General features: G+C 73.1%; 16 protein-coding genes. 11 read left to right on the top strand and 5 right to left on the bottom strand.

Translation table 11 applies throughout. From position 1 onward, the window contains the following. The first annotated feature begins 148 nt into the window (after window positions 1–148). From JXZ78_RS33620 to JXZ78_RS33630, 3 genes are all read left to right on the top strand, one after another. Window positions 149–907: a FadR/GntR family transcriptional regulator gene (locus JXZ78_RS33620; protein ID WP_050501969.1), complete on the top strand. Its 759-nt coding sequence runs from the start codon at window positions 149–151 to the stop codon at window positions 905–907. Continuing rightward, window positions 900–2249, top strand: coding sequence for a CynX/NimT family MFS transporter (locus tag JXZ78_RS33625; RefSeq protein ID WP_030017241.1), 1350 nt, complete (start codon window positions 900–902; stop codon window positions 2247–2249). The genes JXZ78_RS33620 and JXZ78_RS33625 overlap by 8 nt, the downstream gene beginning before the upstream one ends. A gap of 765 nt (window positions 2250–3014) precedes the next feature. Further along, a complete protein-coding gene (locus JXZ78_RS33630; protein WP_033036976.1) occupies window positions 3015–4145 on the top strand; it encodes a magnesium and cobalt transport protein CorA in 1131 nt (376 codons plus the stop codon). A gap of 34 nt (window positions 4146–4179) precedes the next feature. Here the strand turns inward: JXZ78_RS33630 and JXZ78_RS33635 are convergent, their stop codons facing one another. Beyond that, window positions 4180–5583: an FAD-dependent monooxygenase gene (locus tag JXZ78_RS33635; RefSeq protein WP_030017243.1), complete on the bottom strand. Its 1404-nt coding sequence runs from the start codon at window positions 5581–5583 to the stop codon at window positions 4180–4182. A 75-nt stretch (window positions 5584–5658) separates the two neighbouring features. On the opposite strand from JXZ78_RS33635, the gene JXZ78_RS33640 reads away from it, so the two are divergent. Beyond that, complete coding sequence (locus JXZ78_RS33640) at window positions 5659–6237, top strand: TetR/AcrR family transcriptional regulator (RefSeq protein ID WP_030017244.1); 579 nt, start codon at window positions 5659–5661, stop codon at window positions 6235–6237. A 90-nt stretch (window positions 6238–6327) separates the two neighbouring features. Here JXZ78_RS33640 and JXZ78_RS33645 read toward each other — a convergent pair whose 3' ends face one another. Next, window positions 6328–8061, bottom strand: coding sequence for an MFS transporter (locus tag JXZ78_RS33645; RefSeq protein ID WP_078623907.1), 1734 nt, complete (start codon window positions 8059–8061; stop codon window positions 6328–6330). A 205-nt stretch (window positions 8062–8266) separates the two neighbouring features. Between JXZ78_RS33645 and JXZ78_RS33650 the strand changes: the two genes are divergently transcribed. The 4 genes from JXZ78_RS33650 to JXZ78_RS33665 all read left to right on the top strand — a co-directional run bounded on the left by JXZ78_RS33650 (window position 8267) and on the right by JXZ78_RS33665 (window position 13467). After that, complete coding sequence (locus JXZ78_RS33650; RefSeq protein ID WP_078623903.1) at window positions 8267–9376, top strand: helix-turn-helix transcriptional regulator; 1110 nt, start codon at window positions 8267–8269, stop codon at window positions 9374–9376. Between the two features lie 84 nt (window positions 9377–9460). Further along, window positions 9461–11749 (top strand): heavy metal translocating P-type ATPase, encoded by a 2289-nt coding sequence (locus JXZ78_RS33655; protein ID WP_238783547.1) that lies wholly within the window; start codon window positions 9461–9463, stop codon window positions 11747–11749. A gap of 251 nt (window positions 11750–12000) precedes the next feature. Further along, window positions 12001–12939: a beta-ketoacyl-ACP synthase III gene (locus JXZ78_RS33660; RefSeq protein WP_030017247.1), complete on the top strand. Its 939-nt coding sequence runs from the start codon at window positions 12001–12003 to the stop codon at window positions 12937–12939. 102 nt (window positions 12940–13041) lie between these two features. Beyond that, window positions 13042–13467 carry a VOC family protein gene (locus tag JXZ78_RS33665; RefSeq protein WP_030017248.1) on the top strand — a complete coding sequence of 142 codons (426 nt, stop codon included), beginning with the start codon at window positions 13042–13044 and terminating at the stop codon, window positions 13465–13467. 116 nt (window positions 13468–13583) lie between these two features. On the opposite strand, the gene JXZ78_RS33670 is transcribed toward JXZ78_RS33665, so the two are convergent. From JXZ78_RS33670 to JXZ78_RS33680, 3 genes are all read right to left on the bottom strand, one after another. After that, a complete protein-coding gene (locus JXZ78_RS33670; RefSeq protein WP_030017249.1) occupies window positions 13584–13832 on the bottom strand; it encodes a hypothetical protein in 249 nt (82 codons plus the stop codon). Between the two features lie 65 nt (window positions 13833–13897). Continuing rightward, complete coding sequence (locus JXZ78_RS33675; protein ID WP_030017251.1) at window positions 13898–14809, bottom strand: glutaminase; 912 nt, start codon at window positions 14807–14809, stop codon at window positions 13898–13900. Between the two features lie 10 nt (window positions 14810–14819). Next, entirely contained in the window at window positions 14820–15629 is an 810-nt protein-coding gene (locus tag JXZ78_RS33680; RefSeq protein ID WP_238783548.1) for a helix-turn-helix domain-containing protein, read from the bottom strand. A 112-nt stretch (window positions 15630–15741) separates the two neighbouring features. Between JXZ78_RS33680 and JXZ78_RS33685 the strand changes: the two genes are divergently transcribed. The 3 genes from JXZ78_RS33685 to JXZ78_RS33695 all read left to right on the top strand — a co-directional run bounded on the left by JXZ78_RS33685 (window position 15742) and on the right by JXZ78_RS33695 (window position 17755). Further along, window positions 15742–15975, top strand: a complete 234-nt coding sequence (locus JXZ78_RS33685; protein WP_030017253.1) for a hypothetical protein — start codon at window positions 15742–15744, stop codon at window positions 15973–15975. Between the two features lie 165 nt (window positions 15976–16140). Continuing rightward, the gene (locus JXZ78_RS33690) at window positions 16141–16734 is read left to right on the top strand and encodes a peptidoglycan recognition protein family protein (RefSeq protein ID WP_078623904.1); all 594 of its coding nucleotides are present in this window, start codon (window positions 16141–16143) and stop codon (window positions 16732–16734) included. Window positions 16735–16837: 103 nt separating this feature from the next. Next, window positions 16838–17755 (top strand): 1-aminocyclopropane-1-carboxylate deaminase/D-cysteine desulfhydrase, encoded by a 918-nt coding sequence (locus JXZ78_RS33695; protein ID WP_030017255.1) that lies wholly within the window; start codon window positions 16838–16840, stop codon window positions 17753–17755. Window positions 17756–17842 lie beyond the last annotated feature (87 nt).

The raw sequence follows: 17842 nt of genomic DNA on the forward strand, positions 1-17842 counted from the left end.
CGGACGGCCGCGGTTGGGGTCCGGCGGGCCCCACCGCCGGGCGGTGATCCGCGGATCACCGGCGCTTTCAGAGTAAACCCGGCTGTTTGACACCGCCAAACATGGGATGTTCCCATCACCGGTGGAATCGAGGGAGAGGACGGCGACCATGCCGTTGCGCAGCACCGCCCGCACCAGCCTGGTGGACCTGGTCATCGAGCAGATGGAACAGCTCATCACCGACGGCGAATGGCAGGTCGGCGGAAAGATCCCCGCCGAACCCGTCCTCGTCGAGACGCTCGACGTGGGCCGCAACACCGTCCGCGAGGCGGTCCGCGCCCTTGTGCACACCGGGATGCTGGAGCCGCGGCAGGGCGACGGTACGTACGTACGCGCCAACAGCGACTTCGGCGCGGCCGTGCAACGCAGACTGCGCCGGGCCGCCGACCTGGAGGCGTACGAGGTCCGGGCCTCCCTGGAACGCGACGCGGCCCGCTACGCGGCGCTGCGCCGCACCGACGACGACCTCGCGGCGCTGCGGGCCGCCCTCGCCGAACGCGACCGCGCCTGGGAGAACAGCGACGTCACCGCGTTCATCGACGCGGACATGCACTTCCACCGGACCGTCGCGGCCGCGGCCCACAACAGCGTCCTCGCGGAGCTGTACGAGCACCTCAGCGACGCCCTGCGCGCCGCCCTCCAGGCCGTCGTCCGCAGGCCGCTGCCCGATTCCGTCCGCCACCAGTTCGACGCGCACACCGCCATCGTCGACGCCATCGAGGCCCAGGACCCGGACGCCGCCGAACAGGCCGCGCTGGCCCACCTGACCGAGGCCATGGACGCGCTGCGCGCCACCCGGCCCGACGACGAGGCCCCAGCGGCTCCCCGCGCACGCGAAGCAAGCCCAGGAGAAGAAGACCATGCATGACGACGGACCGGCCGCCACCGTGAGCGCCGCCGGCACCGGCACCAGCACCGGCGGTGCCGCGCGGCCGGACGCACCCGCCGACGGACCCACCGACGGACCCGCCGACGCACGTGCCGACGCACCTGCCGGGGGTGCCGCACCGCCCGCCCCCGCGCCGGGCGCCACCGGACGCCGCGCCCTCTACCTGGGCGCCGGCGTCATCCTGCTCGCCCTCAACCTGCGCCCCGCCCTCGTCGCCGTGTCCCCGCTGGCCGGCACCATCCGCGACGCGAGCGGCATGTCGGCCGCGGCCACCAGCCTGCTGACCGCGCTGCCGCTGCTCTGCTTCGGCCTGCTCGCCCCGATCGCGCCGCGGCTCGGCCGCCGCTTCGGCATGGAACGCTCGCTGCTCGGCACCATGGCGCTGATCTGCGCGGGTACGGCGCTGCGGCTACTGGACTCGGTGGTGGCGCTGTTCGCCGGCACGATCGTCATCGGCGCGGGCATCGCCGTCGCCAACGTCCTGCTGCCCGGCCTGATCAAGCGCGACTTCGCGGCCAGGTCCGGGCTGATGACCGGGCTCTACTCCATGTCGCTGTTCGGCGGTGCGGCCCTGGCGGCCGGTGTCACCGTGCCGGTGCAGCGCGCGGCCGGACTGAGCTGGCAGGCCACACTGGCGTGCTGGGGCTCGCTGGCGGTGATCGCGCTGGTGGTGTGGCTGCCGCAGACCCGCAGCCGTACGCGGACCTCCGCCTCCGCCGCCCGTGAGGCGGCCCACCCCGTACGCGGCCTGTGGCGCTCCCCGCTGGCCTGGCAGGTCACCGCGTACATGGGCCTCCAGTCGCTCAGCTACTACGCGGCGGCCGCCTGGCTGCCGACCATGCTCACCGACGCCGGGCTGAGCGCGGGCGACGCGGGCTGGATGCTGTCGTTCTCCTCGCTGCTGGGCATCGTGGGCTCCTTCCTCGCCCCGGTGATCGTCGGCCGACGGCTGCCGGCCGGTGCGCTGGCCACGGTCGGCGCGGTGCTGTGCGCGGCCGGTTTCGCCGGGATGCTGGCCGCCCCGGCCGGCGGCGCGTACGTGTGGATGACGCTGCTGGGCCTCGGCCAGGGCGCGGCGATCAGCCTGGCCCTGCTCTTCATCGTCCAGCGCGCCCCGGACATCCGGCACACCGCGCAGCTGTCCAGCATGGCCCAGTGCTTCGGCTACATCCTGGCGGCCACCGGCCCCGCGGTCCTCGGCGCCGTGCACGACGCCTCGGGCGGCTGGACGGTACCGGTGGCCGTACTCCTGGCACTGCTCGTCCCCCAGGTAGTCATGGGCCTCGGCGCCGCACGCCCGCGGCATGTGGCCGGGCGGTGAGCCGGTGGGGCGCCGGGGGCCGGGGGGCGGGGCCCGGGGGCGGGCGGTGCCTCCGGTAGGTCGCCGGGCTCCGGGACGTCGAGGGGCGGTGACCCGGTATGTCGCTGGGCCCCGGGATGTCGAGGGGCGGCGACCCGGTACCTTGCTGGACCCCGGAATGTCGGGCGGGCGGTGACCCCGGTACGTCGCCGGGCCCCGGAATGTCGAGGGGCGGTAACCGGGTACGTCGCTGGGCCCCGGAATGTCGGGCGGGCGGCGACCCCGGTACGTCGCCGGGCCCGGGCGGGGACAAGGCCGGACGCTGACCCGGCCCTCGCCGGACGCCGACCCGGCCCTCGGCGGACGCCGACCCGATACGTCGCCGGGGTCGGTACGTCGCCGAGCGGTAGCCCGGTACGTCGCCGGGCCTCGGTACGTCGCCGGGACACAGGCTGTCGCCGGACGCTGCCCCGCTACTCGCCGGGAGCTGCCTCCGGTAAGTTGCCGGGCCCCGGCACATCGTCGAACGCCGCCCCAGCACTGGCCGGACCCCGTGTGCCGCCAGGGCGCCGCCCCGGCGCTCACCGCACCCGGAATGCCATCGGATGCCGCTCGGGCTCCCACCGGCCCCCGGTGTGCCGCCGGGCGTCGCCCCGGCGCCTCACCGCGCGCCGCCTCCCGTACGGACGCGCCGGAGTGGGCCGGTCCGTACGGGCGGGAGGTGTGCGGAGCCGCCGTCATGCCTCCCGCCTCGCCGTACGGCCGGTCCATACTGGTGCGGTGTCGGTGATCAGCAACCTTCGTAAAGCGGTCCGGCTGCCGCAGCAGCAGCGCCGTGGTGTCGACCTCAGCCACCCCGCGCGGTCACCGCTGGGCACCGCCGTGGTGAACTGCGCCGTCTACGAGAACGGGGTCCGCCAGCCCGGCGACCACCCGGCCGAGGACGCCGTCCGCCGGGTCCGCGGCTCCGGCGACGGCTTCGTGTGGATCGGACTGCACGAGCCGTCGGAGAAGGAGTTCGCCGGCGTCGCCGACCTGTTCGGACTGCACCCGCTGGCCGTCGAGGACGCGGTGCACGCGCACCAGCGGCCGAAGCTGGAGCGCTACGACGACTCGCTGTTCACCGTGTTCAAGACGGTCTGTTACGTGGACCACGACCGGCTCACCGAGTCCAGCGAGGTGGTGGACACCGGCGAGATCATGGTCTTCACCGGCGCCGACTTCGTCATCACCGTCCGGCACGGTGGCCACGGCTCGCTCGGGCCGCTGCGCGAACAGCTGGAGGCGGACCCGGAGCAGCTGGCCATCGGCCCCTCCGCGGTGCTGCACGCCATCGCGGACCTGGTCGTGGACGACTACCTGGACGTCGCCGCCGCCGTGCAGGACGACATCGACGACGTCGAGAGCGAGGTCTTCGCCGAGAGCCCGCGCCGCACCCGCGACGAGGAACGGCGCGGCGGCACCAAGGGCCCCGGCACCGGCGCGGGCCGCATCTACCAGCTCAAGCGGGAACTGCTGGAGCTGAAACGGGCCGTGGCGCCGCTGGCCCGCCCGATGCAGGCCCTGGCCACCCAGCCGATGGCGCTGGTGGACCCGCACATCACCACGTACTTCCGCGACGTGTCGGACCACCTGGAGCGGGTCACCGAGCAGATCAACGCCTTCGACGAACTGCTCAACTCCATACTCCAGGCGCACCTCGCGCAGATCACCGTGGCCCAGAACGAGGACATGCGGCGAATCAGCGCCTGGGTCGCGATCCTCGCCGTCCCGACGATGGTGTGCGGCATCTACGGCATGAACTTTGAGTACATGCCGGAGAAGCACTGGACCTTCGGCTACCCCCTGGTCATGGCCGCGACGGTCACGCTCTGCTTCCTCATCCACCGGGGCTTCAAGCGGAACGGGTGGCTGTAGGGCGCCTGACGCCTCCTCTCCTGACACGGGCTCCTCAGGCCAGATATCCGTCCGGGCGGACCAGGAAGGTGTCGCCGGGCTTCGCCGCATAGCCCGCGAAGGCGTGGCCCTCGGCATCGACGACATACCGTCCGCGGCCGCGCCGTCCACCGTCGGATATCTCGCGGCTGGGCTCCTCGCCGGGTCGCAGTACGGCGTAGGCGTGCTCCTCCTCCGGAGCGGGCGCGCCGAAGACCAGCCGGGTGAAGTGCGGGCCGCGGAAGAGGTCGAAGAGGCGGACATGCTTGCCGTCCGCGTCGAGCAGCGGGGCGTCCGGGGCGCGGTCGCCGGTGACGAGGACACCGGTGGCGTCCGGGGCCCGGTAGGTGATGTCGAGGCCGTAGCCCTCCTCGCCGCGCTTGTGGGCGTCGGCGCTGCCCTCGACGTACTTGTCCAGCAGGTCGGTGCTGAGGCCGAGGACGCGGGCCGCGACGGCCCGCCGCTCGGTCTCGTAGCTGTCCAGGGCGGTCTCCGCGGCCAGCTTCCAGCCCAGGTTGTAGGCGTCCTGCACGCCGGTGTTCAGGCCCTGTCCGCCGGTCGGCGGGTGGACGTGCGCGGCGTCGCCGGCCAGGAAGACGCGCCCGACCCTGTACCGCTCGGCCAGCCGTACATTCGGCCGCCACACCGTCGACCAACCGTGTCCGGTCAGGCGCACACCGGCCGAGAACCGGTCGAGGGCGGCCTGCATCGTCTCCAGGGAGGCGTCGTCGCCCTCGACCAGCGGCGAGATGAACTGGAACTGCCCGGTGCCGGGCAGCGGGGTCAGCGCGACACCCGCCACGGGGTGGTCCTCCGCGGCGAACCAGTGGCCGGACGTGAGGTCGAGGTCCGGCGCCGTCACATCGCCGACCAGCGCGCGGAAGGTCTCGTCGGTGGTGCCGGGGAAGGCCACACCGATGGCCTTGCGGACGGAGCTGGCGCCGCCGTCGGCGCCCACGAGGTAGTCGAAGCGGGCCGCCTCACCGGTGGCCAGCCGCGCGGTCACCCCGTCCGCGTCCTGTTCCAGGCCGGTCAGTGCGGTGTCCAGCTCGACGCGGACGCCGAACTCCCGCAGCCGCGCCCGCAGTATCCCCTCGGTCTGCGACTGGCCGAGCACCCACGGATTCGGACACGGCACGCCGGGCCGGGGCTCGCGCAACTCGGCCATCCAGTGCTCGCCCACGAACCGGCCGCCGAGGTGCACGCGCAGCGGCGCCGGCGGCGCCCCGGCGGCCCGTACGGCGTCCAGCACACCGAGGTCGTCGAAGACCTCCAGCGTGCGCGGCTGAAGGCTGTCACCGCGCGATCCGTCGAAGTACGCGGTCGCCTTGTCGACGACCCGCACCCCGACGCCGCGCCGGGCCAGTTCGATCCCCAGGGTCAGCCCGGTCGGGCCGCCGCCCACCACCAGCACTCGCATGATGAATCTCCATTCGCTGAATGTGCATTCATCGTGAGGCTGCTAGCGTGCGATGTCAAGAGAGCTGGAGGAGACGTGAAGCGCGCGGAGCAGGCGGTCGAGACGAGGGCGGCGCTGATCGAGGCGGCCAAGCGCCTGTTCGCCGACCGCGGCTACCTGAACACCAAGATCACTGACATCACGACGGAGGCCGGCCGGGCCGCCGGCTCCTTCTACCGCCACTTCACGAGCAAGGAAGACCTGCTCAGGGCGCTGCTGGACGAACTGTCCGCGGCGAGCGACGCCTACGCCGGAACCGACCAGCACAAGTCGGACTTCACCGACCCGGAAGCGATCCGCTACCACGTGGCCAGCTGCTGGCGCGTGCACCAGGAGCACGCGGCGACCATGGTCGCACTGCGCCAGGCGGCGCTGGTCAGCGAGGACTTCACCCGCACCTTCGACCAGTTCCGCCGCGCCCAGCTCGAAGACCTGGCCGACCACCTGGAACACGTACAGAACCTGCCGGCCTCCCCCGAGACCACCCTGCTGATGATGAGCGCGATGCTGGACGCACCCGCGCAGCTGCTGCCCGGGATGACCGAGGACGAGGCCATCGAGGCGACCACCCGCTTCCTCTACCGCGCGCTGAACGGCAGGGACTACACGCCGTAGGTACGGGCGCGCGGTCCCTGCCGATGAAGGGCCGGCAGGCCGAGTGGGAGCCGGTGAAGGGCTGATGGGGCCGGCGGGAGGCCGTCCGGGTCAGTGGACCAGCGTGCGCTCGGCGTCAGAGGTCCGGCGCCCGTCCTCGGGCCCGGCCCCGGCGGGCAGCTCCGCTCCCCCGCCCGTACCCGTACCGGGCTCGTCCGCCGTACCGGGGTCCTCCGCCGTACCGGGCCGGCCGGCCGTTCCGGACCGACCCGCCGTACCGGACTCGTCCGCCGTACCGGATCCACCCGCCATACGGGTCTCCCCGCCCGTACGCGGCTTCCCCGGCAGCAGGAACAGCAGCAGGAAGATGACCACCAGTCCGGCCGCCACCCACCACAGCGAGGTGACCGTCGCGTCGACGACCGCCGCCCTCGGGTCCCGGCCGGCCGCTCCGTCGAGGACACCGAAGAAGGCCACCGACGACAGACCGAGCCCGAACGCCATGCCCAGCTGACTCGTGGTGTTGAAGACCCCGGACGCCGATCCGGAGTGTTCGGACGGCACCTCGGAAAGGGCCGCGTCGGTGATCGGCGCGACGATCAGGCCCATGCCGCCGCCCATCAACAGCAGGGCCGGAGCCATCTGCCAGGACGTCAGGTCCGTGCCGTACCGCGAGGCCCCGGCGATGTAGAGCAGCACACCGCAGAGCATGATCAGCGCGCCGGCCTGCATCACCTTGCGTCCGAAGCGCGGTATCAGCTTCTGTACGGAGACACCGGCCGCCGCCGAGCAGGCGACCGAGAACGGCACTCCGGTCAGCCCGGAACGCAGCGGGCTCCAGCCCAGGCCGAGCTGCATGCACAGGGTCCAGACGAGGAAGAACAGCCCCGAGAGCGCCCCGAACGTGAGCTGCACCCCGGCACCCGCGACGAACGTCCGGAGCCTGAAGAGGGAGAGTTCGACGAGCGGCGAGCCGTCCTTGCGGGCCTTGGCGCGCTCGTACCGTACGAAGGCGGCGAAGACGAGCGGACTCGCAGCCATCGACACGAAACCCCATGCGGGCCAGCCCATTTCGCGGCCCTGGGTGAGCGGATAGAGCACCATCAGGAGGGCGAGCGCGGCGAGGACCATGCCGCCGAGGTCCAGACGCAGCGCCTTGGGAGCGCGGGACTCGGCGATGAAGCGGCGCCCCAGGAGGATGCCGGCGACGCCGACCGGCAGGTTGATCAGGAAGATCGGCCGCCACTGGAGACCGAGGATGTCCCACTGCGTCAGCAGCGCGCCGATCAGCGGACCGCAGACCGCGCCCAGCCCTATGACGGCGCCGAACATGCCGAAGACCTTGCCGCGTTCGTGCGGAGGGAAGGTGACGTGGATGATCGCCAGCACCTGCGGCACCATCAGCGCGGCCATCGCGCCCTGGAGGACGCGGGCGGCGATCAGCATCCCCGGGTCGGCGGCGATGCCGCACAGCGCGGAGGCGACGGTGAAGCCGCCCATACCGAGCAGGAAGAGCCGGCGGCGGCCGTGGATGTCGCCCAGCCGGCCGCCGGTGATCAGGCCGACGGCGAAGGCCAGCGCGTAGCCGGCGGTGATCCACTGGACGGCGCCGAACGTGGCGCCGGTGTCCCGCTGGATGCTGGGCACGGCGATGTTGACGATGGTCGCGTCCACCAGGTCCATGAACGCGGCGGTCAGCACGACGGCGAGCGCGATCCAGCGCCTGCGGCCGGTGGCGTCGGCCGGGCCGGACGTGCCGGGTACACCGGCCGGGCCGCTCGCGCCGGGCGTACCGGAGGTATCAGCCGGATCGCCCACACCGGGCGGATCGCTCGCACCAGGCATACCAGGCGGGTCGGACGCACCGGGCATGCCGGGGGCGGTCGTGGGCGGGGTGGGCATGCGGTGACTCCTGGGGTTTTCAGGACGGGAGCGGAGCCCGGGGGCCCGGACACCCGGGTCTTCCGGGGCAGGCCTCGACGGGCAGACCTCGACTTTACGGTCCGTATAGGACAGCTCCGGTCCTACTGAACCCGGCATCATCGACGGCATGAGCGAGACCTCGGCACGCCTGCTGAACCTCCTGTCCCTTCTCCAGACACCCCGCGAATGGCCCGGCAGCGAACTGGCCGGCCGCCTACGGGTCACCACCCGCACCATCCGCCGCGACATCGAGCGGCTGCGCGACCTCGGCTACCCGGTGCACGCCACGATGGGCGCGGAAGGCGGTTACCGGCTCGCGGCGGGCACCGCGATGCCCCCGCTGCTGCTGGACGACGAGGAGGCGGTGGCCATCGCCGTCGGGCTGCGCTCGGCGGCCGGCCACACCGTCGACGGCATCGAGGAGGCGTCCGTACGGGCCCTCGCCAAGCTGGAACAGGTCCTGCCGTCCCGGCTGCGGCGGCGGGTGGGCACACTGGGGACCGCCACCGTACCGATGCCCGCCGGGGACGGCCCGACCGTCGACCCCGCGCACCTGACCGCGCTCGCCGCGGCCGTCGCCAACCGGGAGCGGCTGCGCTTCACCTACCGGGCGGGCGACGGTGTCCGCTCCAAGCGCCTGGTGGAGCCGCACCGGCTGGTCGCGGCCGGGCGCCGCTGGTACCTGGTGGCGTACGACAACGAGCGCGAGGACTGGCGGATCTTCCGCGTGGACCGGCTGAGCGAGCCGTACCCCACGGGGGTACGCACGCCCCCGCGCGAGCTGCCCGCCGAGGACGCCGCCGCGTTCGTCACGGAGCGGATGCAGGGCATGGGGCCCGGTCGCGCCGCGGTGGTCACGGTGCGCGCGCCCGCCGCCGAGGTGTGTGACCGGCTGGGGCGCGCGGTGGCCTCGGTGGAGCCGCTGGGCGAGGGGGTGTGCCGGGTGCGCACCCGGCCCGATTCCCTGGAGTGGACGGCGTTCCGGCTGGCGATGCTCGGCAGCGAGTTCACGGTGCACGAGCCACCGGAGCTGGCGGAGTACCTACGGCGGCTGGGCGGGCGGGTACTGCGGGCGGCCGACGGGGAGGGTGATGCGGGGTCAGGTGGGACGAAAGGGAACACCAGGCCCTCCGAGGCTGTCGAGGCCGATGAGGCAGCCGAAGCGGGTGAGGCAGTCGAAGCCGGCGAGTTCCCCGTCTCCCGCGAGAGTGCACCCCCGCATACCCGGGAGGGGTAGCACTCATACCCCCTAGGGGTATACAGTCCAGACAGTGGACGACGGCGACCCTCCGCCGTCACCCCCGCCCCCCAAGGAGCAGCCATGACCACCACCGTCGGCGAGCACGGCATCGAGCTGGAGATCGGCGGCATGACCTGCGCCTCCTGCGCCGCCCGTGTCGAGAAGAAGCTCAACCGGATGGACGGCGTCACCGCCACCGTCAACTACGCGACGGAGAAGGCGAAGGTCACGTACGAGGACGGCGCCGGGATCGAAGTCGCCGATCTGATCGCCACCGTCGAGAAGACCGGCTACACGGCCGCCGTCCCGGAGCCCCCGGCCCCCGCCCCGCCGCCACCGGATCCCGACGCGGGGCCGGTACCGGCCCCGGCCCCCGAAGCGGGCGCCGACCCGCTCGCGTCGCTGCGGCAGCGCCTGACCGTCTCGGTGCTCCTGGCCGTACCGGTGATCCTCATGGCGATGGTCCCGGCGCTGCAGTTCACCAACTGGCAGTGGCTGTCGCTGACCCTGGCGGCGCCGGTGGTGGCGTACGGCGCCTGGCCGTTCCACAAGGCCGCCTGGACCAACCTGCGGCACGGTACGGCCACCATGGACACCCTGGTCTCCATGGGCACGCTCGCCGCGCTCGGCTGGTCGCTGTGGGCCCTGTTCTTCGGCCACGCCGGGATGCCCGGCATGACCCACCCGTTCACGCTGACCATCGAACGCGGCGACGGCGGCAGCAACATCTACCTGGAGGCCGCGGCCGGGGTCACCGCCTTCATCCTGGCCGGACGCTACTTCGAGGCCCGCTCCAAGCGGCGGGCCGGGGCCGCGCTGAAGGCGCTGCTGGAGCTGGGCGCCAAGGACGTCGCGGTGCTGCGGGACGGGCGCGAGGTGCGCGTACCGGTCGGTGAACTGGCGGTCGGCGACCGCTTCGTGGTCCGTCCGGGCGAGAAGATCGCCACCGACGGCACGGTCGTGGACGGGTCCTCCGCCGTGGACGCCTCGATGCTCACCGGTGAGTCCGTTCCCGTCGAGGTCTCCCCCGGCGCCCCGGTCACCGGCGCCACCGTCAACGCGGGCGGCCGGATCGTCGTCGAGGCGGCCCGGATCGGCGCCGACACCCAGCTGGCCCGGATGGCGCGGCTGGTCGAGGACGCGCAGAACGGCAAGGCCGCCGCCCAGCGCCTGGCCGACCGGATCTCCGCCGTCTTCGTCCCGGTCGTCATCGCCCTGGCCCTCGGCACCCTGGGCTACTGGCTGGCCACCGGTGCGGGCGCGGTCGCCGCGTTCACCGCCGCGGTCGCCGTACTGATCATCGCCTGCCCGTGCGCCCTGGGGCTGGCCACGCCGACCGCGCTCATGGTCGGCACCGGCCGAGGCGCCCAGCTCGGCATCCTGATCAAGGGGCCCGAGGTCCTGGAGACCACCCGCCGCGTCGACACCGTCGTCCTGGACAAGACCGGCACGGTCACCACCGGCGCGATGACCCTCACCGGCGTCCACCTGGCCGAGGGGGTGGCCGAGGCCGAGGCGCTGCGGCTGGCCGGCGCCCTGGAGCACTCCTCCGAGCACCCCATCGCGCGGGCCATCGCCGCCGCGGCGGCCGAGCGTACGGGTGAGCTGCCCGCCCCCGAGGACTTCGCGAACGTACCCGGGCTCGGCGTCCAGGGCGTCGTCGACGGCCACGCCGTCCTCGTCGGCCGTACCTCGCTGCTCGCCGAGTGGGCCGTCGAACTGCCCGCCACCCTGGCGGACGCCAAGACCGCCGCCGAGGAGGCCGGGCACACCGCGGTCGCCGTCGCGTGGGACGGGGAGGCGCGCGCCGTGCTCGTCGTCGCCGACGCGGTCAAGCCCACCAGCGCCGAGGCGGTCCGGCGGCTGCGCGCCCTCGGCCTCACTCCGGTGCTGCTGACCGGCGACAACGCGGCCGTCGCCCGCTCGGTCGCCGCCGAGGTCGGCATCGACGCGGAACAGGTGATCGCCGATGTGCTGCCCGAGGACAAGGTCGCGGTCGTCCAGCGCCTCCAGAAGGAGGGCAGGTCGGTGGCCATGGTCGGCGACGGCGTCAACGACGCGGCCGCCCTCGCCCAGGCCGACCTGGGCCTGGCGATGGGCACCGGCACGGACGCCGCCATCGAGGCGGGCGATCTGACGCTGGTACGGGGCGACCTGCGCGCCGCGGCGGACGCCATCCGCCTCGCCCGCCGCACCCTCGGCACCATCAAGGCCAACCTCTTCTGGGCCTTCGGCTACAACGTCGCCGCGCTGCCGCTGGCCGCCGCCGGGCTGCTCAACCCGATGATCGCCGGAGCCGCGATGGCCTTCTCCTCGGTCTTCGTGGTGGCCAACAGCCTCCGGCTGCGCCGGTTCGCACCGCTCGGCTGAGCGACGGACGACGGGAGAACCGAAAGCGGGGCCTCCGGCCGGCCCGTACAGCGGAGCGAGCGCTGTACGGGCCGGCCGTCGTCGTGCGCGGGATCACGGTCCCGGCCCGGAGCCGCCGGAAGCGTCCGCCGCACGCCGTCCGTGGCTTCCCTCCAGTTCTCGCCCCCGAAGATTGGCGGTTCTCGCTACGTCCTCAGCAGCCGCACCCCCAACACTGGACGGAAACCGTCCGCACACGCTCAGGGGATCCCATGACGGGCTCACGCGTCCTGTCTCTCGGCCACTACCAGCCCTCCGAGGTGCTCACCAACGACGACCTCGCGAAGATCGTCGACACCGACGACGCCTGGATCAGCAGCCGTGTCGGCATCCGCACCCGGCATGTCGCGGCCCCCGACGAGAGCGTGGACGCGATGGCGGCCGCCGCGGCGGCCAAGGCGCTCGCCGCCAGCGGCCTGTCCTCCCAGGACATCGACCTCGTCCTGGTGGCCACCTGCACGGCCGTCGACCGCAGCCCCAACACCGCGGCGCGGGTCGCCGCCCGGCTCGGCCTGCCGGCCCCCGCCGCCATGGACCTCAACGTCGTCTGCGCGGGCTTCACCCACGCGCTGGCCACCGCCGACCACGCCATCCGGGCCGGTTCCGCCGTCAACGCGCTGGTCATCGGCGCCGAGAAGTTCACCGACGTGGTCGACTGGACGGACCGTTCGACCTGCGTGCTCGTCGGGGACGGCGCGGGTGCCGCGGTCGTCACGGCGGCGGCGGAGCCGGAGATCGGCCCGGTGCTGTGGGGTTCGGTCCCGGAGATGGGCGGCGCGGTGCGCATCGAGGGCAGCCCGGCCCGGTTCTCCCAGGAGGGCCAGGCCGTCTACCGCTGGGCCACCACCCGGCTTCCGGCCATCGCCCGTCAGGTGTGCGAGCGCTCCGGCATCGAGCCGGAAGACCTGGCCGGAGTCGTGCTCCACCAGGCCAATCTGCGGCTGATCGAGCCGCTCGCGGAACGTATCGGCGCGGTCAACGCCGTGATCGCCCGCGATGTCGTCGAGTCCGGCAACACCTCGGCCGCCTCCGTGCCGCTGGCCCTGTCCAAGCTGGTGGAGCGGCGGGAGATCCAGTCCGGCGCCCCGGTGCTGCTCTTCGGGTTCGGCGGCAACCTGTCGTACGCGGGGCAGGTCATCCGGTGCCCGTGACACCCGTAGCGGTAGCTGTCCCGCGCCCGTAGCGGCGCCCGTACCGTACCGGTGTCCGATTCGTTCAAGACCGGGCCGTCCGGTGCTCCCTACGCTCCCCGTATGAGCAACGAAACGCACCCTTTCCCCGGTTCCACCACACCGCGTCTGGCGGCGATCGGCATCGTCGTCGCCGACATGGCGGCCTCGCTCGCCTTCTACCGCCGTCTGGGCCTGCCGGTCCCAACGGAGGCCGACACCGCCCCGCACGCCGAGGCGACGCTGCCCGGCGGTCTGCGTCTGATGTGGGACACGTACGCCGTCGCGCGCTCCATCGATCCCGGGTGGACACCGCCGGGTTCCGGCACCCCTACGGCGCTGGCCTTCGAGTGCGCGGGCCCGGCCGAGGTCGACAAGGTGTACGCGGAGCTGACCGCCTCCGGGTACGTCGGCGAGAAGGAACCGTGGGACGCGCCCTGGGGGCAGCGGTACGCGGTGGTCCAGGACCCGGACGGGCACGGAGTGGACCTGTTCGCCGCGCTGGCTTAGGCGCGGGCCTACGGGACAGCACGCGAGTACGGAGCGCCCCGGGCCGGCCGCCGCGAGTACGGGCCCCCGGAGCCCGCCACCGCGAGTGCGGAGTACCCCGGAGCCCGCTGCCTCGGCTACACCACCTCGCGCAGGTACAGCGCCCCGCAGGAGTGGCAGAAAGGTTCGCCCGCAGCCGTGCCCCAGGCGTCCGAGGGCTGCACCGCCGCATCCGGTCGCAGTTCGCGTCCGCACATCGACTGGGTACCGTCCAGCCGCACCATGTGCCACAGCTTCACCGGGGCGTCCGTCTGCGGCGAACCGGCCTCCGCGCCCGCGGTGTCCTCGGCGTACTCGGCGTACTCGGCGCGCATCTCGTGCTCCATGGCGACGCACCTCCTCGCCCCCACGATGCGCCCGGGGCGGCGCCGCCCGCCACCGGGCGGCCGGCTCAGAACACCGACCAGCCGGTCAGCGACGTGAAGTGGTCCAGCGCCGCCGCGCCCGCGACCGAGTTGCCGCGGCTGTCCAGGCCGGGGCTCCACACGCACAGCGTGCAGCGTCCCGGTACGACCGCGACGATCCCGCCGCCGACACCGCTCTTGGCGGGCAGTCCCACCCGGTACGCGAACTCCCCGGCCGCGTCGTAGGTGCCGCAGGTCAGCATCACCGCGTTGATCCGCTTGGCCTCGCGGGCCTCCAGCAGGCGGCTGCCGTCGGCGCGCAGGCCGTGCCGGGCCAGGAACCCGCCGGCCGCCGCCAGGTCGCGGCAGCTCATCTCGATCGAGCACTGCCAGAAGTAGTGCTCGATGACGCTGGGGACGGGGTTCTCCAGGTTGCCGAAGCTGGCCATGAAGTGGGCGAGTGCCGCGTTGCGGTCGCCGTGTTCCGCCTCGGAGTCCGCCACGGCCTGGTCGAAGGCGAGATCCGGGTTGCCGCTCTCCTCGCGCAGGAAGTGCAGCATCGTGGTGCTGGCGTCGCCGGTCAGCGTCTGCAGCCGGTCGGTGACGACGAGCGCGCCCGCGTTGATGAAGGGGTTGCGCGGTACGCCGTTCTCCCACTCCAGTTGCACCAGCGAATTGAACGGCGTGCCCGACGGCTCGCGGCCGACCCGCTTCCAGATGTCCTCGTTGTCGTTGGCCATGACCAGCGCCAGCGAGAAGGTCTTCGATATGGACTGGACGGAGAACGGGACCTCCCAGTCCCCCACCCCGTACACCTCGCCGTTGATGTCGGCCACCGCTATGCCGAAGCGGTCCGTCGGCACCTTTTCCAGTGCCGGTATGTAATCGGCAACCTGCCCATGTCCGACATACGGCCTCGCAAAGGCCGCTACCTCCTCAAGAACGGCCTGGTAGTCCATGACGGACAAGCTACCCCGGGGCCACGATCACCCCCAGCGGGGCCCCCGCCAGCGCTTTCACCTCACGCGCCAGGTGCGCCTGGTCCGCGTACCCGGCGCGGGCCGCCACCTCCGCGTACGGCATTCCGCCGCGGGCCAGTTCCAGCGCGCGGCCGAGGCGCAGCACTCTGGCCAGCATCTTGGGCCCGTACCCGAAGGCCTCCAGACACCGGCGGTGCAGCTGCCGCTCGCCGACGCCCACGGCCCGGGCGACCTCCGCCACGGACCGGCCGCGGCCGAGCGCCGCGGCGATCGCGTTCCGCGCCGGGTCGGCCGGGCCGGCGGCCTCCCGGAGGCGGTGTACGGCGATCTCCTCCAGCACCCGTCCGGGTGAATCGGTCCCGGCCACCGTTCCGGCCAGCCGGCCCACCAGGTGCCGGGGCCACAGCTCCTCCAGCGGCACCCGCCGATCACGCAGCACGTGCGCCGGCACGCCGAAGACGGCAGGCCCCTGACCAGGGGCGAAGCGCAGTCCGACGGAGTTCTCCCCCGGCCGTACGGCAGGGGTGTACGCGCTGGTGTCCGGCCCGGCCACGATCAGCCGGCCGCCCCACCAGAGCAGGTCAGTGCAGCCGTCGGGCAGCACCCGCTGCGGCGCCGGCGCCGGACCGCCGGGCGCGCGCTTCACCCAGACGACTGCACCGGGCAGCCGCGCGGCCCGCTCCCGGTACCCGCCCGGGTCCGCGGCCGCGCCTTGGCCGACGCCCTGGTCACCGCCCTGATCCGCGCCCGGACCCGCCCCCGGGGCCGCGTCCGCGGCCCCCTCCGTGCCCCTGTCCACCTCACCAGCCTGGCACGGGAACGCGGGTAACGTCCGGACCGTTGATCCGGTACGGCACCGCGACGGCAGCGGAGCCGTCCGCCCCTCCCCCAACCTCACACCGGAGGCAGCAATGGCAGGCTTTCTCGACCGCGCCAAGGAGCAGGCACAGAGCGCGCTGAACCAGGGCAAGCAGAAGGTCGACGAGGTCCAGCAGCAGCGGGCCGGCAACGACCTGCTGAAGAAGCTGGGCGCGGCCTACTACGCGGAGCGTCGTGGCAACGGCTCCGCCGACGCCACCCAGGAGGCGCTGAGCGCGCTGGAGGCCCACATCGCCACGCACGGTGACGGCTTCCTGCGCGGCTGAAAGGCGGCGCCTGCCGCGACTGAAAGCGGTGGATAGCGGCTGAAACCGCTCGCTCACCCGCTCGTACACGCGACGAACGGCTGGTCTGTGACCTGGCGTTCCAGTACAAGCGTTTTATGAGGCGGTGCGCGGTCGGCGGCCGCCGCGCACCGAACGGAGTCGGCCATGGCCCCACCCATGTCCGCGAACACCTTCATCAAGGCCCTCAGAGACGAGGGCCTGGAAGTCGTCGAGGTCGGCGAGTGGCGTACGCACAACCGCGAGGGCCACGGTGACTGGGGACCGGTGCACGGTGTGGTGATCCACCACACCGTCACGTCCGGGACCGAGAGCACCGTCCGCCTGTGTTACGACGGCACCTCGGCGCTGCCGGGCCCGCTGTGCCACGGCGTGATCACCAAGGACGGCCGGGTGCACCTGGTCGGCTGCGGGCGCACCAACCACGCGGGCAGCGGTGACCGCGACGTCCTGAAGGCCGTGATCGCCGAGCGGACGCAGCTGCCGCCCACCAACCAGTACAACGCCGACGGCAACGTCCACTTCTACGGCTTCGAGTGCGAGAACCTGGGCGACGGCAAGGACCCGTGGCCCGAGGCCCAGCTGGAGGCCGTCGAGAAGGCCGCGGCGGCGCTGTGCCGGGTACACGGCTGGAACGAGTACTCGGTCGTCGGCCACCTGGAATGGCGCGCGGACAAGATAGACCCCAAGGGCTTCACGATGAAGGACATGCGCGCCCGCATCGGCGCCCGCCTGAAGTAGCACCCGCAGCACACGTAACACCCGTACCAGCCGCTCTACCCGTACCACCCGTACCACCCGTCGGCTGGTGAAGCATCGCCCGCCGGCACGCGACAATGGCCGGGTGACCTCCGCCGTCCCCGACCTCGCCGCACTGCGGCCGCGCCTGCCGTCCCCCCTCCAGCACATCGAGGACGGACGGTTCGCGCGCCGCGGTGTGCGGCTGCTGCTCAAACGGGACGACCTGATCCACCCCGAGCTGCCCGGCAACAAGTGGCGCAAGCTGGAGCTGAACCTGCGGGCGGCGGCCGAGGCCGGGGAACACACACTGCTCACGTTCGGCGGCGCGTACTCCAACCACCTGCGCGCCACCGCCGCGGCCGGCCGCCTCCTGGGATTCGCGACGGTCGGCGTCATACGCGGCGCGGAACTGGCGGACCGGCCGCTGAACCCGTCCCTGGCACGCTGCGCCGCCGACGGTATGCGCCTGCACTTCGTCGACCGCGCCGCCTACCGCCGCAAGGCCGAGCCGGAGACCGCCGCCGCGCTCCGGGAACGCTTCGGCCCGCACTACGCCGTTCCGGAGGGCGGCAGCAACGCCCTCGCCGTCCAGGGCTGCACGGCTCTGGGCCGGGAACTGCACGGCGCGTCGGACGTCGTCGCCGTCGCCTGCGGCACCGGCGGAACGCTGGCGGGCCTGGCCGCCGGCCTGGCGCCGGACCAGCGGGCCCTCGGCATACCCGTCCTCAAGGGCGGTACACCGCACTTCCTCGCCGCGGAGACCGAACGCCTCCAGTACGCGGCCTTCGGCGGCCGGCGCGGCACCTGGGACCTGGACGACCGCTTCCACTGCGGCGGTTACGCCCGCCGCACCCCCGAACTGGACTCCTTCGCCGCCGACTTCGAGGCCCGGCACGGCATACCCCTGGAACGCCTCTACGTCGCCAAGCTCCTCCTGGGCCTGACGACCCTGGCCGAGGAGGGCGCCTTCCCGCCCGGCACCACCGTCACGGCGGTCGTGACGGGGGCTCCGACTCCCTGACTCGCGCCCCCTCATGCGCAACCCCGCGCTCTTGCGCCTCGTTCCCCGCGCCCCACGCCCCGCAAGGCGACGTCCCCCCTGCCCGCC

The sequence above is a fragment of the Streptomyces monomycini genome (assembly GCF_022271435.1).
Lineage (GTDB): Bacteria > Actinomycetota > Actinomycetes > Streptomycetales > Streptomycetaceae > Streptomyces > Streptomyces monomycini.

What these genes read in the sequence shown, in the direction of transcription:
- JXZ78_RS33620 (WP_050501969.1), top strand. Translation starts at nt 149, where the DNA reads ATGCCGTTGCGCAGCACCGCCCGCACCAGCCTGGTGGACCTGGTCATC.
- JXZ78_RS33625 (WP_030017241.1), top strand. Translation starts at nt 900, where the DNA reads ATGCATGACGACGGACCGGCCGCCACCGTGAGCGCCGCCGGCACCGGC.
- JXZ78_RS33635 (WP_030017243.1), bottom strand. Translation starts at nt 5,583, where the DNA reads ATGCGAGTGCTGGTGGTGGGCGGCGGCCCGACCGGGCTGACCCTGGGG.
- JXZ78_RS33645 (WP_078623907.1), bottom strand. Translation starts at nt 8,061, where the DNA reads ATGCCTGGTGCGAGCGATCCGCCCGGTGTGGGCGATCCGGCTGATACC.
- JXZ78_RS33650 (WP_078623903.1), top strand. Translation starts at nt 8,267, where the DNA reads ATGAGCGAGACCTCGGCACGCCTGCTGAACCTCCTGTCCCTTCTCCAG.
- JXZ78_RS33655 (WP_238783547.1), top strand. Translation starts at nt 9,461, where the DNA reads ATGACCACCACCGTCGGCGAGCACGGCATCGAGCTGGAGATCGGCGGC.
- JXZ78_RS33660 (WP_030017247.1), top strand. Translation starts at nt 12,001, where the DNA reads ATGACGGGCTCACGCGTCCTGTCTCTCGGCCACTACCAGCCCTCCGAG.
- JXZ78_RS33665 (WP_030017248.1), top strand. Translation starts at nt 13,042, where the DNA reads ATGAGCAACGAAACGCACCCTTTCCCCGGTTCCACCACACCGCGTCTG.
- JXZ78_RS33670 (WP_030017249.1), bottom strand. Translation starts at nt 13,832, where the DNA reads ATGGAGCACGAGATGCGCGCCGAGTACGCCGAGTACGCCGAGGACACC.
- JXZ78_RS33675 (WP_030017251.1), bottom strand. Translation starts at nt 14,809, where the DNA reads ATGGACTACCAGGCCGTTCTTGAGGAGGTAGCGGCCTTTGCGAGGCCG.
- JXZ78_RS33685 (WP_030017253.1), top strand. Translation starts at nt 15,742, where the DNA reads ATGGCAGGCTTTCTCGACCGCGCCAAGGAGCAGGCACAGAGCGCGCTG.
- JXZ78_RS33690 (WP_078623904.1), top strand. Translation starts at nt 16,141, where the DNA reads ATGGCCCCACCCATGTCCGCGAACACCTTCATCAAGGCCCTCAGAGAC.